The following is a 13,509-nucleotide window of genomic DNA, read 5'->3' on the forward strand; positions in this document are numbered from 1 at the left end:
CAGCGGCAATTTTTGTTGTTGTAGCAACACCGGTAACCCTTGCAGCCTGCGCCTCGGCGACGGCTCTGGTCGAGCACATTGAGCACTGGTCCTACCAGTTTCTAAGGGACAGGCTATTTATTTACGGGTTTGTCTGGCTAGATTAGGTAAAAAGACCCGCAGAGGTCCTACCAGTTGAGGTGTTGTATGGGTGCGCAAGGCAAGGCGAAGGTCGCCGATCAGGTGGCTGAGCGGGTGGAGCGCTTGATCGTCGAAGGCGTCCTCAAGGTAGGCCAGGCGTTACCTTCGGAGCGGCGGCTGGTGGAAAAACTCGGTTGTTCGCGCTCGGCGCTGCGCGAAGGCCTGCGCATTCTGCGCGGGCGCGGCATCATCGACACCGAGCAGGGGCGCGGCTCGTTCGTCGCCGACCTGACCGGGCAAGCGGGCAACACACCGTTGATGCACCTGTTCGGCTCACAACCTCGCACACTGTTCGACCTGCTCGAGGTGCGTGCATTGCTTGAGGCCGAGTCTGCGCGCCTGGCGGCCCTGCGCGCTACGGAAGTGGACCGCTTGCTGATCCGGCGCCGCTACGAAGAGATGCTTGCCGCCCACGCCTCTGGCGACATGCTCGACCCCCGCGAGCATGCCCGGCGCGACCACGCGTTCCACCGGGCCATCAGCGAGGCCTCGCACAACCCCGTGCTGGTGCACACGTTGCAATCGCTCAGTGATCTGACCTTGAGCACGGTGTTCGCTTCGGTCAACAACCTGTACTGCCGCCCGGCGCAGAAGCGCCAGATCGACCGGCAGCACGCGCGGCTTTACCGCGCTGTGATGGAGCAGTTGCCAGAGCAGGCGCAGCGGGCGGCCCGCGAGCATATCAACGGGATTCGCGACAGTTTGCGCGAGATCGAGCAGGAAGAGCAGCGCTTGGTGCGGGCGACGATGCGCATGGATGGATGGGGGTGACGAGGCCCCGCGAAGGGGCCGCTGCAGACCCTACGTCACTGTGCCAGATGCCTGATCATCGCCACGGTTAGGTACAGCCGCGGCGCCACGCTGGCCAGCTCGATGTATTCATCGTCCCCATGCAACCCAGCCCCGACCACACCCAGCGTCTCCAGTACCGCCGGCTTGGCGTTGTCCGGGACGTAGGCATATCCAGCATCGGTGCCGAAGCGCATGGCAATCGGCTCGATCGTGTGGCCGACCTCGGCATAGAGCTGCTGCGCGGTTTGTGCCAATTTCGTTGAGGCATCGTTGCGCGCCAGCGGCGGGCGGCCTTTTTCAACAGTGACGGTGACGTGGGTATCGGCTACCAGCTGCTTGTTCACGATACGCTGGGCATCAGCCTGTACCCGATCGGTTTCACCCAGGTCCGAATAGCGCATGTCTGCTTCGGCCGTGGCCAAGGCCGGGATGATGTTGGCCTTTTCACCGGCCTTGGCCAAGGTCCAGTTCACTGTGGTGCCTTTGCTGGCATCGCCCAGGTCCTTGAGCTGGAGCAGTTGGTGGGCCAGTTCGATGAGCGCGTTGCGCCCTTGCTCGGGCGCAGAGCCTGCGTGCGAGGCTCGGCCCTTGACCTCGAGCTTGAGGCGGTTGATGCCGTTGGTGGCCACCGTCACGGCGTCCTTGTCTGGTGGCTCGTAGGAAAATACGTAGTCATGCTTGCGAGCCAGCTCGGCGATGATCTGCTTGGAGCCCGCCGAGCCCATTTCCTCGTCAGGGTTGAACAGCACGGTGATTGTGCGGTAACCCGTGAACTGCTCAGCCTGCAGGAGCTTGAGCGCATGCAGGATCATCGCCACGCCGCCCTTGGCGTCCGCAACGCCTGGGCCATAGGCGCGCGGGCCGTCGACGCGAAACGGCCGCTTGGCCACGGTGCCGGGCCCGAACACGGTGTCGTAGTGCACCATCAGCAAAAAGTCCTTGCTGCCGGTGCCTTTGAACGTGCCGACGATGTTGTCGCCCACGGAGGGTGTGGCAGGGTGGGTCTGGACTTCTGCGCCCAATGCCTTGAGGCGTTTGACCAGCTCGGCGCTGATCTGTGTCAGGCCCGCCTCGGTGCCGGTACCGGTGTCCACCGAGACCAGAGCCTTGAGGGTGTCCAGGTACGCCGCCTGCTCGCCCTCGGCCTGTTTGAACAGGGCCTGGGCGGAAGGTTCGGCTGCGGTTGCCTGGGTGCAGGCAACCAAGAGCGCCAGGGCAATGGCGTGGGGAGGGCGGGGCAATGGCATGAGATCTTCCTTGTAGGGGTCGAACTCATGAGCCTAGACCGTTACCACCCTCCTTGCGCAGTCCTGGGCGGCCCACCCGCGCATCACGCTCGCGAATGGGCGGCGACGCCCTCAGTGGTCAGCCACGGGGTCATCCTGGGACAAGATGGCGCGCGCCAGTTCTTCATCGTTGGCCTGCAGGCCAGGATGGTCCTTGCGGACTTGTTCCAGCGCCGACTCCACATACGCACCCCGAATGGCACCGCCACTGGCGACGAAGGCAGAAAGCTCGTCACGTGCAGGGATGATCCGTTTGTCGTCTTTGAACGTCGAATACAGCGACGCGGAGACCCCGGCCGAGGTGGCGACGTCGCCCGCATCGACGCGGGCCAGGGCAGCACCGGCTGGCAGCAGGAGCAGCAGGGCAGGGGCGAGGAATAGGTGGCGCATGTCGTGTTCTCCAATAGCGTGAAGCCCAAGGAAATAACCACTCATGCTTAAGAGGGTGCGCACGTGCCGGTAGTTCCCGATAGCGCAGCGCGCTCGTCGCGTCCTTGCACTGCCTGGGTGAAAACTACCCAGCAGCGTTCCGCTTTGGTGCACGGTGGCTTCAAATTGAGTCACTGAGCACAGGTGGGGGCCAGTACGACGTTGTCTTCTGTGCAATCTGCACGCTTCTGGCTGGGCTGAGTGCCTGCTTTTTTGCCCCCTGCGGCCCGCTGAAAAGCGGCCCGCATATTGCTCATGCTGCTCCATCTTCAACCCGGAGCACCTGATAATGAGCTCACCCTCCGAATTCCCCCTGTGCGAAGCGCCCCGGCACGCCCGCAAGGGCCTGTTGCCGATCGCCATGGTCCTGTTCAGCTTCACCTTCTTCACCGGCACGATGTTCGCCGGGGGCAGGCTGGGCATGGCCTTCAGCTTCACTGACATGTTGTGGGTCGCCACCCTCGGCAACACATTGCTGGCCCTGTATGCCGCGGCGTTGGCGTTCATCGCTTCACGCAGCGGGCTCAATACTGTGCTCATGGGCCGCTTCTGTTTCGGTGAAGCGGGCAGTCGCCTGTCGGACTTTCTACTGGGTTTTGCCGAGCTTGGCTGGTATGCCTGGGGCACCGCCACCGTGGCCATCGTGCTGGTCAAGCTGTTGGGGCTGGCCGAGGGCTTTACGGTACCGTTGATGGTGCTGTTCGGGCTGGGGTTCAGTATCACCGCAATCGTTGGCTTCAAGGGTCTGGACGTGCTGTCGCGGGTCTCGGTGCCATTGATGTTCGCGCTGCTGATCGTTTCCATGGTCATCGCCACCCGCGACGCCGGTGGCCTGCAGCAGCTGGCGGCGCTGGTGCCGCATGAAACCCTGACCTTTTCTGCGGCAGTGACCATGGTCTTCGGCACCTTCGCCAGTGGTGCCACCCAGGCGACCAACTGGACACGCCTGTCGCGCAGCGGGCGTGTGGCGGTGACCGCCAGCGTGGTGGCGTTTCTGCTGGGTAACGGACTGATGGTGGTGGCCGGGGCCTGGTGTGCGATGGTCTATCAGCAGGCCGATATCGTCGAAGTCATGGTGCTGCAGGGGTTGTCGTTCGCGGCGGTGGTGATGCTCTGCCTGAACCTGTGGACCATCCAGGGGCCGACCATCTACAACGTTGCCGCGGCGGCCTGTCACCTGCTGCGCAGCGAGCGGCGGCGCACGGCAACCTTACTGGCGGCCGGTGTGGGTATCGTGTTGGCCATCGGTGGCATGTACGAGCTGCTGATTCCGTTCCTGGTGCTGCTGGGCTCGATCATTCCCCCGGTGGGCGGGGTGATCATGGCGGACTTCTGGTACCGGCATCGGGGCAAGTACCCGGCGTTGGCGACGGCCCGCTTGCCGCGTTACAACCTCAGGGGACTGTTCGCCTATGCAGTGGGTGCGGTGCTGGCCTATGCCTCGCCGTGGGTGGCGCCCCTGGTGGGCATAAGCGCCTCGGCGCTGTGTTATATCCTGCTGCTGGAGCTCAGTGGTCGGTACCAGGCGCTGGGCCAGGCACGGGGCGAGCCGTGAGCCTGGCCCTGGAAGACATTCTGCGCCTGCCGGGCTTGCAGGAGATGACCGTGCGGGCTGCTGCGCGCAACCTGCAGCGGCGGGTGCGTTGGCCTTATGTGGCAGAGAACGAAGGCCTCGCCGAGTGGGTGATGGGCGGTGAACTGGTGTTCGTCACCGGCATCAACCATCCCCGTGGCGAGGGCAACCTGCTGAGCCTGCTGGACGATGGCGACGCGGCGGGCATCGCCGGCATGGTGATCCTCACCGGCGGCAGCTTCATCCAGGGGATACCGCCTGCAGTGGTCGACCGTGCCGAGCAGTTGGGTCTGCCCCTGATCGAACAGCCTTACGCCCTGAAAATGGTCGTGGTCACCCACGTGATCGGCACGGCCCTGGTGCAGACGACCCAGGTGCGTCGCTCGCGTAACGACATCCTCGGCCAGCTGCTGACGGGTGACTATCCAAGCCTGGCCATAGCCCGGCAGCGGGCGGCGCATGCGCAGCTGGACCTGCAAGGGCCGCGACGCCTGGTGGCGTTGCGCTTGTCGGCGGTGGAGGGGCTGTTCAAGCGGCATGGCCTGAGCGAAGGCGAGCGCCTGTGGCAAGGTACCCGGCAACGCTTGGAAGACCAGCTTGAGGGTTGGTGCCGTGGCCGACCCGCGGCGGTGACGGCGCAGTTGGCGGGAGACCTGTTCGTACTGCTGTTGCCGGATGTCCCGGACCTGCGCACGGCGCTGGTCGGGCTGCACCGGCATCTGCTCGCGGTGGCGGGGGAGATGGAGCTGTACATGGGGCTGTCGGGCATTGCCGAGGACTGCGCCCAGTACCGTCAGGCCCTCAACCAGGCCCGCCAGGCCCTGGAGGTGGCCCAGAACTTGCGCCCTGCCACGGGCCTGTGCGACTTCAGCGAGCTGGGCGTGCTGCGCTTGTTGCAAGGCATCGTCGACCGCTCGCTGCTCGACGACTTCGTCGCTCAGACCCTCGGCCCGCTGCGCGCCCCGGGGCGCAAGCAGCCCGACGCCCTGTTGCACACCCTCGATGCGCTGCTCAAGGAGAACGGCAATGGCCTCAAGGCCGGGCAGCGCCTGGGTGTGCACCGCAACACCATCAACCAACGGATGCAACGCATCGAGCAACTGAGTGGGCAGTCCCTTGACGATCCGCTTTTTCGCATGAACGCTGCGGTCGCTATGCTGATATGGCGCATGACCGAAGCCCAAGGCAAGGAGTAACACCATGAACATCATCAATGCACGCCTGCGCGGCAAGGCCGGCCTGTTTCGCATCGAGCTGGACGGTGAGCGTATCGCCGCCATCAAGCCTCAGGCTGCGGTGGCGGCACCCGGTACCGACGGTGACCTTGACGCCCAGCAGAACCTGGTGGTGCCCCCTTTCGTCGAGCCGCACATTCACCTCGATGCCACCCTGACCGCCGGCGAGCCGAAGTGGAACATGAGTGGCACCTTGTTCGAGGGCATCGAACGCTGGGCCGAACGCAAGGCGCTCACCACCCACGATGACATCAAGGTCCGCTCCAAAAAGACCATTGACATGCTGGTGGACCATGGCATCCAGCATGTACGCACCCACGTCGATGTGACCGATCCCACGCTCACCGCACTCAAGGCGATGGTGGAGGTGCGCGAGGAGGTACGCGACCTGATCGACCTGCAGATCGTCGCCTTCCCTCAGGAAGGCATCGAGTCGTACGCCAACGGGCGGGCGCTGATGACCGAGGCGGTGGCCATGGGCGCCGATGTGGTCGGGGGTATTCCGCATTTTGAGAACACCCGTGACCAAGGCGTGTCGTCGGTGAAGTTCCTGATGGAGCTGGCCGAGCGTACCGGCTGCCTGGTGGACGTGCACTGCGACGAAACCGACGACCCGCAGTCACGATTCCTCGAGGTGCTGGCCGAAGAAGCACGCGTGCGGGGCATGGGCGCGCGGGTGACGGCGAGTCATACCACGGCCATGGGCTCGTATGACAATGCCTACTGCTCCAAGCTGTTCCGCCTGTTGAAGATGTCCGGCATCAATTTTGTCTCGTGCCCGACGGAGAGCATCCACCTGCAAGGGCGCTTCGACACCTACCCGAAACGGCGGGGGCTGACCCGCGTGGCCGAGATCGACCGGGCGGGGATGAACGTCTGCTTCGGCCAGGACTCGATCGTCGACCCCTGGTACCCGTTGGGCAATGGCAACATCCTGCGCATCCTCGAGGCGGGGCTGCATATCTGCCACATGCTGGGTTACGAGGACTTGCAACGTTGCCTGGACCTGATCACCGACAACAGTGCGCGCACCCTCAACCTGGGCGAGCGCTACGGGATCGAAGTCGGCCGCCCGGCCAACCTGCTGCTGCTGTCGGCACCGGATGACTATGAGATGGTCCGCAGCCAGGGGCATGCGTGGGTGTCGGTGCGCCATGGCAAGGTGCTGATGCGGCGCACACCGGCGCGAATCGAGCGCTTTGGCTGACCGTTTCGTCTGCCGATGAGCGGCCCTGCCACCGATAAGCCGGCGACAGGGCGATTACCGGCAGACATCCGCCGTGGGCTCTGGCATGGTAAGCCGTTGATCAAGCCAGGCTGACAAGCACGTATGGATTCGTTCTACCTCATCGCCCTCGGCGCTGTCGTTGCCGGTTTTGTCCAGGGCCTTTCCGGTTTCGCCTTCGGCATGGTTGCCATGTCCTTCTGGGCCTGGGGGCTGGAGCCGCGCCTGGCTGCGTCGCTCACTGTGTTCGGCAGTCTCACCGGCCAGCTCATTGCAGTCTTCAGCGTGCGGCGCGGCTTTAGCTGGCCGTTGCTATGGCCGTTCGTGCTGGGCGGCCTGGCCGGCATTCCCTTGGGGGTGTGGGTGCTGCCGTACCTGGACATGCTCTGGTTCAAGGCTGTGTTCGGCACCCTGCTGGTGCTCTGGTGCCCGTTGATGCTGCTGGCGCCGCGCTTGCCGCGGCTGCCGGGCAACCGCCTGGCCGACGGCGCTGTGGGCATGCTCGGCGGGGCACTGGGCGGAATCGGTGGCTTTACCGGCACAGTGCCTACACTGTGGTGTACCTTGCGCGGGTTCGAACGCGATACCCAGCGTGCGGTGATTCAGAACTTCAACCTGTCGATGCTGCTGGTGACCATGCTCACCTACTTGGGCACGGGCGTGGTCAGCCGCGACATGCTGCCCTCGTTCGCGGTCGTACTGCTGGCCATGGCGCTGCCGGCCCTGTTGGGCACACGGCTGTACCTGGGCATCAGCGAACTGACGTTTCGCAGGGTGGTGTTGGGGTTGCTGACGTTTTCGGGCATTGCCATGCTGACGGCATCCGTGCCTGCCTTGCTGGGTCGCTGAATGCTTGCCTGCGGGCGTCGAACTTGGCACCCTTTGGGCCCTTCAACTGTCCATGGCGCAATAGAAGGAACAAACCGTTGAGTTGGGACAAAGTCGGGAAACTCCTCGTGGCCCTGTTGCTTGGCATGATGCTCATGCTGCTGGCCTATGTGGTGCTCAAGGACAACGCACGTCTGGAAGCCTCCCTCACCTACGCCTACCTCACGTACCCGAGCCAATTCAGCGAACGCATCAGCAAGGCCAGCGAGCAGCTCAAATACGAGCGGCTGCAGCCGCGAATCAACAGCATCAGCCAAGGGGTGTTGAACCAGGAGCAGGTCGACAGGCTGATCGATCTGGCCCAGGCACCGTATGCCCAGCTGTTCGCCAAACCCTTCGAGGCCGGCTTGGTGGATCACCGTACCGGCTTGCTGATCGACCTGCGCAACACCGGCGACACCGAGGTGCGCGAGGTCAGGATTCGCCTCCCGGCCAAGGGCCTTGTGCAGGTCCGCGATGCGGCAGGCAACGACACCCTCTACGAAGCCTCGACGCCTGCTGTGGAGATCCCCGCCATCGAGCAGGGCGGGGAGTGCAAGGTCTGGGTGTACTTTGACGCGGACTATTCGCAGATCCGCCAGGGCGGTATCAGCATCAGCCATGCCGATGGCGTGGCTGATGTCAGGGTGTACCGCGAGTTCGCCGGTTTCCCGGCGTGGGTGGCGCGCTATAGCCGTGAGCTGATGATCGTGCTGTGCGGGTTGCTGCTGAGCGTGCTGGGCCTCGGGTATGCCTGCCTTGGGCGGCGGCGTGCGTCAGCGTTGCCCGAGTGACGACGGTTCAATGACCACCCTCATGCAGGGCCAGGCTCTGGCGTAGCTGCGCGAGCAAGGCGGCGCGCAATGTCTCAGGGGCCTGGATACGGATGGAAGCGGCCTGGGACAGCAGCCAGCCCATCAGCGCACGGCTGTCATCGACGGTCGCATCGAGTGTCGCACCGCCCGTGTCTTGGGCGGCCAGGCGCATGTCGTCGGACAGCGGCTGCTCCTGAAGCCGCCGGGCCAGGCCGTCGTCCACCCAGGCACGCAGTTCGATCTTTTGCGCAGGGGTCAGTGCATCCGGTTGCAGGCGCTGGGCCTGGGCAAAGCTCAAGCCCGGCTGCCAGTACCAGCCATAGGGCATGCCCTTGTTGTTGCAATGCACCGGGAACAGCGCCGCCAGTTCGTTGAGGTCACGCTCGACCGTGCGCTTGCTGGTCTTGTAGCCAGCGCAGGCCAGTGCCATCTGCAGCTGCGCAGTGCTCATGCCGGGGTGACGGTCGGGCAGCAACTTGAGCAGTTGCCACTGGCGGGCGATGGTGTGGCGGGTAGGGTTGCTTGGCAAAGGGCTCGTCCTTGAGGCCAGGCGCACGGCGCGCCTGAGTGATGGCATATAGCTATTGCGCAGAGCATAACGCTTTCAGTGGATCGGATCCAAGTTTTAGCCGAGCCAGCCTGCAGCGCCTGTGCGTCGTTGTGACGCGCAAGGCCCGCCGCACGGCGGCAATCCGCCGCTACCACGGCACCTGCAATAGACTATCTCGATATCCGGCCTTTTCACTGCGGCCCAACAGGCATATGGTGTACGCCGTCCATGTTCCCTGGAGCTTCCATGTCCAACCGTTTCCCTTCCGTCCGCCCCCGCCGCCTGCGTCAGAACGAGTCCCTGCGCACCATCTTCCAGGAGACGGAGTTCCGCCTCGAAGACCTGATCCTGCCGATCTTCGTCGAGGAGGGCATCGATGACTTCGTGCCGATCACCAGCATGCCGGGGGTCAACCGCATCCCCGAAAAACTGCTGGCCCAGGAAATCGAGCGCTATGCCCGCGCCGGGATCAAGTCGGTAATGACCTTCGGCGTTTCCCACAACCTGGATGCCACCGGCAGCGACACCTGGAACGAAAACGGCCTGGTTGCGCGCATGGCGCGTATTTGCAAGGACAGCGTGCCGGAAATGGTGGTGATGTCCGACACCTGCTTCTGCGAATACACCAGCCACGGCCATTGCGGTGTGCTGCACGACCATGGCGTGGACAACGACGCCACCCTCGCCAACCTTGGCAGGCAGGCCGTGGTTGCCGCCGCCGCCGGTGCCGACTTTATCGCGCCGTCGGCCGCCATGGACGGGCAGGTCCAGGCGATCCGTGGCGCACTGGACGCCGCAGGCTTCCATGACACCGCAATCATGGCCTATTCGACCAAGTTCGCCTCGTCGCTGTATGGCCCATTCCGCGAAGCGGGCGGCACGGCGCTCAAGGGTGATCGCAAGAGCTACCAGATGAACCCGATGAACCGCCGTGAAGCGGTGCGCGAATCGCTGCTCGACGAGCAGGAGGGGGCTGATGTGCTGATGGTCAAGCCGGCCGGCGCCTACCTCGACGTGATCGCCGACATCCGCGCGGCGTCGCGCCTGCCACTGGCCGCGTACCAGGTCAGTGGCGAGTACGCCATGATCAAGTTCGGCGGCCTGGCCGGTGCCATCGACGAAGGCCGGGTGGTGCGTGAAAGCATCGGTGCGATCAAGCGGGCAGGCGCCGACTTGATCCTGACCTATTTCGCCATGGACCTTGCACGCGAAGGCATCTGACGGCAAAAAACACGCGAGAAATCGTTGAGCGTGGAATTATTTAGTGTCCCTGTGTATCTGATGCCAAGGAGCCACAGCTACAGGGACACTGGGATGAAATCACGCAAGAAAACCGTCAAGCCCATCGGCTTGAAAGATATCACCATCGTCGACGATGCCAAGATGCGCAAGGCGATCACCGCCGCTGCGCTGGGCAACGCCATGGAATGGTTCGACTTTGGCGTCTATGGCTTCGTCGCCTACGCGCTGGGCAAGGTGTTTTTCCCTAATGCCGACCCCAGCGTGCAGATGATCGCAGCGCTGGCTACCTTCTCGGTACCTTTCCTGATTCGGCCCTTGGGTGGCCTGTTCTTCGGCGCCCTGGGTGACAAATTCGGACGACAGAAAATCCTCGCCGCGACCATCGTCATCATGTCGCTCAGCACCTTTGCCATCGGCCTGATACCGTCCTACGCCTCGATCGGTATCTGGGCGCCGATCTTGCTGTTGTTGGCAAAAATGGCCCAGGGCTTCTCGGTGGGTGGCGAGTACACCGGTGCGTCGATTTTCGTCGCCGAGTACGCACCGGACCGTAAGCGAGGCTTTTTGGGCAGTTGGCTGGACTTCGGTTCGATCGCCGGTTTCGTGTTGGGGGCAGGCGTGGTGGTGCTGATTTCCACCATCATGGGCGAGGAGAAGTTCCTTGAGTGGGGCTGGCGCCTGCCATTCTTCCTGGCCTTGCCACTGGGCATCATCGGCCTTTACCTGCGCCATGCGCTGGAGGAGACTCCGGCATTCCAGCAGCACGTCGACAAGCTTGAGCAGGGTGACCGCGAGGGCCTGGCATCGGGGCCGAAGGTGTCGTTCAAGGAGGTCGCCACCCAGCATTGGCGCAGCCTGATCACCTGCATCGGTGTGGTGATCGCCACCAACGTCACCTACTACATGCTGCTCACCTACATGCCCAGCTATCTGTCGCACAACCTGCACTACAGCGAAGACCACGGTGTGCTGATCATCATCGCGATCATGGTCGGCATGTTGTTCGTGCAGCCGATTATCGGCCTGCTCAGTGACAAATGGGGCCGCCGGCCATTCATCATCGTCGGCAGCGTCGGCCTGTTCGCCCTGGCGATCCCGGCCTTCATGCTGATCAACAGCGGCAAGCTCGGGGTGATTTTCGCCGGTCTGCTGATCATCGCCGTGCTGCTCAACTTCTTCATCGGTGTGATGGCCTCGACGTTGCCGGCGATGTTCCCCACTCACATCCGCTACAGCGCCCTGGCCAGTGCTTTCAACATCTCGGTGCTGATCGCTGGCCTTACGCCGACCCTCGCCGCCTGGCTGGTGGAAAGTACCGGCGACCTGTACATGCCCGCTTACTACCTGATGGTGATTGCAGCAGTCGGCCTGATCACCGGGTTGACCATGAAAGAAACCGCCAACAAGCCCCTGCGCGGTGCTGCGCCTGCCGCGTCGGACATCGACGAGGCCCGTGAGCTGCTGCAGGAGCATCACGACAACATCGAGCAGAAGATCGAGGATATCGACGAACAGATCGCTGACCTGGAGGCCAAGCGCAAGCTGCTGGTGCAGCAACATCCGCGGATCGAGTAAGCTGTGGGCTTGTTCACTCAGTAGATTAACGAGATGGCCGAGGGTTTTTCCGCGCTGCCGCCACTCAATGCCCTGCGGGTGTTCGAGGTGGTGGCGCGGCACCTCAACTTCCGCCTGGCGGCGGACGAACTGGGGGTTACCCAGGCTGCCGTGGCGCAACAGGTCCGCGGGCTCGAGGCGAACTTGGGCATCAAGCTGTTCGAACGGCTGCCCAGGGGCCTGAGCCTCACCGGTGCCGGCCAGCGCTACAGCAGCGACATCCGCAGCGCCTTTGCCCTGATCAGCAGTGCGACCCAGGCACTCAGGCCAGATGGCGCGCAGCTGACGGTCAGTGTCACCCCGACCTTTGCCGCGAAGTGGCTGATCCCGCGGTTGTCGTCGTTCACCGCGCAGCATCAGGGCATCGACCTGCAGGTGCTGGCCACCGACCGCTTGTCACAGTTTCGCCCGGAGGGCGTGGACATTGCCGTGCGCTATGGGCGGCCGCCGTTTGGCCCGGCACTCAACACCGAACTCTTTCTCCAGCAGCGCATCGTTGCCGTCGGTAGCCCTGCATTGTTGCAAGCTTCGGGGGCGCCCCACGACCTGCAGCAATTGCAGCGCTACACCTTGCTGCATGACGCCCACAACTTCTGGCCAGACTTCATCAGCGATGTGTTCCAGCAGCTGCTGCAGGCACCGGCGCGCAATGTCCGCTTCAACCAGACCGCACTGGCCATCGATGCGGCCATTGCGGGCCAGGGGCTGGCGTTGGCCAGTTACTATTTCGTCCAGAGCGACATCGCGGCAGGGCGCCTGGCGCTGGCCTTCGACCACGAACTGCGCCTGGACCAAGCCTTTTACCTGGTGTGGCCGCGCAATGCCTACCAGCCACCCGCGCTGGCGACTGTGCGTGCCTGGTTGATCGAGCAGGCGCAGCAGCCAATAGATTTTCTATCGAGTGATTGAAGTGTGAGTGGCTCTCTGCACCGTGCCCCCTGGTGCTAGGCTGAACCCATCATCCATGCACACTGAGCTCGACAAGGGGGCCTCATGGCAGTTGAAAAGGTAGCAATCGTGATCGCGGGCGGTAGCGGTATGGGCGCAGCGGCAGCCAGGCGTCTGGCCGCCGACGGCTTCAAGGTCGGTATCCTGTCGTCCTCGGGCAAAGGGGAGGCGCTGGCCAAGGAACTGGATGGGATCGGGGTCACCGGCAGCAACCAGTCAAATGACGATATCCAGCGCCTGGTCGAGGCCGTGGTTGCCAAATGGGGGCGCGTCGATGTACTGGTCAACAGCGCCGGCCACGGCCCGCGTGCGCCGATCCTGGAGCTCAGCGACGAAGACTGGCACCAGGGCATGGAAACCTATTTGCTCAACGTCATCCGTCCGGCCCGCCTGGTCACGCCGATCATGCAGCGCCAGCAGGGCGGGGCGATCATCAACATTTCCACCGCGTGGGCGTTCGAACCAAGCGAACTGTTCCCTACCTCGGCGGTGTTTCGGGCGGGGCTGGCGGCGTTCAGCAAGATCTTCGCGGACACGTATGCCGGCGACAACATCCGTATCAACAATGTGCTGCCGGGCTGGATCGACAGCCTCCCAGCCACCGACGAACGCCGCGACAGCGTACCGCTCAAGCGCTACGGCACCCGCGAGGAAATCGCGGCCACCGTGGCATTCCTGGCCAGCGAGGGGGCGGCGTATATCACCGGGCAGAACATCAAGGTCGACGGCGGCATTACCCGCAGCGTCTGACCC

The 13,509-nt window shown here is 63.8% G+C and carries 13 protein-coding genes; 10 read left to right on the top strand and 3 right to left on the bottom strand.

Annotated features, from left to right (window positions below):
* Nucleotides 1-186: 186 nt before the first annotated feature.
* A complete protein-coding gene (gene glcC / locus L6D80_RS05855) occupies nucleotides 187-951 on the top strand; it encodes a transcriptional regulator GlcC (protein WP_176512912.1) in 765 nt (254 codons plus the stop codon).
* A 35-nt stretch (nucleotides 952-986) separates the two neighbouring features.
* Here the strand turns inward: glcC and L6D80_RS05860 are convergent, their stop codons facing one another.
* Nucleotides 987-2,219 (bottom strand): M20/M25/M40 family metallo-hydrolase, encoded by a 1,233-nt coding sequence (locus L6D80_RS05860; protein WP_176512913.1) that lies wholly within the window; start codon nucleotides 2,217-2,219, stop codon nucleotides 987-989.
* Between the two features lie 111 nt (nucleotides 2,220-2,330).
* Entirely contained in the window at nucleotides 2,331-2,648 is a 318-nt protein-coding gene (locus L6D80_RS05865) for a DUF2388 domain-containing protein (RefSeq protein ID WP_054901579.1), read from the bottom strand.
* Nucleotides 2,649-2,976: 328 nt separating this feature from the next.
* Between L6D80_RS05865 and codB the strand changes: the two genes are divergently transcribed.
* From codB to L6D80_RS05890, 5 genes are all read left to right on the top strand, one after another.
* Nucleotides 2,977-4,242: a cytosine permease gene (gene codB, locus L6D80_RS05870; protein ID WP_054901580.1), complete on the top strand. Its 1,266-nt coding sequence runs from the start codon at nucleotides 2,977-2,979 to the stop codon at nucleotides 4,240-4,242.
* Nucleotides 4,239-5,456, top strand: coding sequence for a PucR family transcriptional regulator (locus L6D80_RS05875; RefSeq protein ID WP_176512914.1), 1,218 nt, complete (start codon nucleotides 4,239-4,241; stop codon nucleotides 5,454-5,456). The genes codB and L6D80_RS05875 overlap by 4 nt, the downstream gene beginning before the upstream one ends.
* Before the next feature lie 4 nt (nucleotides 5,457-5,460).
* Nucleotides 5,461-6,702, top strand: a complete 1,242-nt coding sequence (gene codA / locus L6D80_RS05880) for a cytosine deaminase (protein WP_054901582.1) — start codon at nucleotides 5,461-5,463, stop codon at nucleotides 6,700-6,702.
* 123 nt (nucleotides 6,703-6,825) lie between these two features.
* Nucleotides 6,826-7,569: a sulfite exporter TauE/SafE family protein gene (locus tag L6D80_RS05885; RefSeq protein WP_054901583.1), complete on the top strand. Its 744-nt coding sequence runs from the start codon at nucleotides 6,826-6,828 to the stop codon at nucleotides 7,567-7,569.
* A gap of 77 nt (nucleotides 7,570-7,646) precedes the next feature.
* Entirely contained in the window at nucleotides 7,647-8,381 is a 735-nt protein-coding gene (locus L6D80_RS05890) for a hypothetical protein (protein WP_176512915.1), read from the top strand.
* 7 nt (nucleotides 8,382-8,388) lie between these two features.
* On the opposite strand, the gene L6D80_RS05895 is transcribed toward L6D80_RS05890, so the two are convergent.
* Nucleotides 8,389-8,931, bottom strand: a complete 543-nt coding sequence (locus L6D80_RS05895; protein WP_054901585.1) for a WYL domain-containing protein — start codon at nucleotides 8,929-8,931, stop codon at nucleotides 8,389-8,391.
* 267 nt (nucleotides 8,932-9,198) lie between these two features.
* On the opposite strand from L6D80_RS05895, the gene hemB reads away from it, so the two are divergent.
* The 4 genes from hemB (at nucleotide 9,199) to L6D80_RS05915 (ending at nucleotide 13,506) form a co-directional block, all read left to right on the top strand.
* Nucleotides 9,199-10,173: a porphobilinogen synthase gene (hemB, locus tag L6D80_RS05900; RefSeq protein WP_176512916.1), complete on the top strand. Its 975-nt coding sequence runs from the start codon at nucleotides 9,199-9,201 to the stop codon at nucleotides 10,171-10,173.
* A gap of 93 nt (nucleotides 10,174-10,266) precedes the next feature.
* Nucleotides 10,267-11,769: a glycine betaine/L-proline transporter ProP gene (gene proP, locus L6D80_RS05905; RefSeq protein ID WP_054901587.1), complete on the top strand. Its 1,503-nt coding sequence runs from the start codon at nucleotides 10,267-10,269 to the stop codon at nucleotides 11,767-11,769.
* A 33-nt stretch (nucleotides 11,770-11,802) separates the two neighbouring features.
* On the top strand, nucleotides 11,803-12,717 hold the full coding sequence (locus L6D80_RS05910) for a LysR substrate-binding domain-containing protein (RefSeq protein ID WP_176512917.1): 915 nt from the start codon (nucleotides 11,803-11,805) through the stop codon (nucleotides 12,715-12,717).
* Between the two features lie 84 nt (nucleotides 12,718-12,801).
* Entirely contained in the window at nucleotides 12,802-13,506 is a 705-nt protein-coding gene (locus L6D80_RS05915) for an SDR family oxidoreductase (protein WP_054901589.1), read from the top strand.
* Nucleotides 13,507-13,509: the final 3 nt, after the last annotated feature.

The organism is Pseudomonas ceruminis (assembly GCF_021602025.1).
In the GTDB taxonomy this organism is placed as follows: Bacteria; Pseudomonadota; Gammaproteobacteria; order Pseudomonadales; family Pseudomonadaceae; genus Aquipseudomonas; species Aquipseudomonas ceruminis.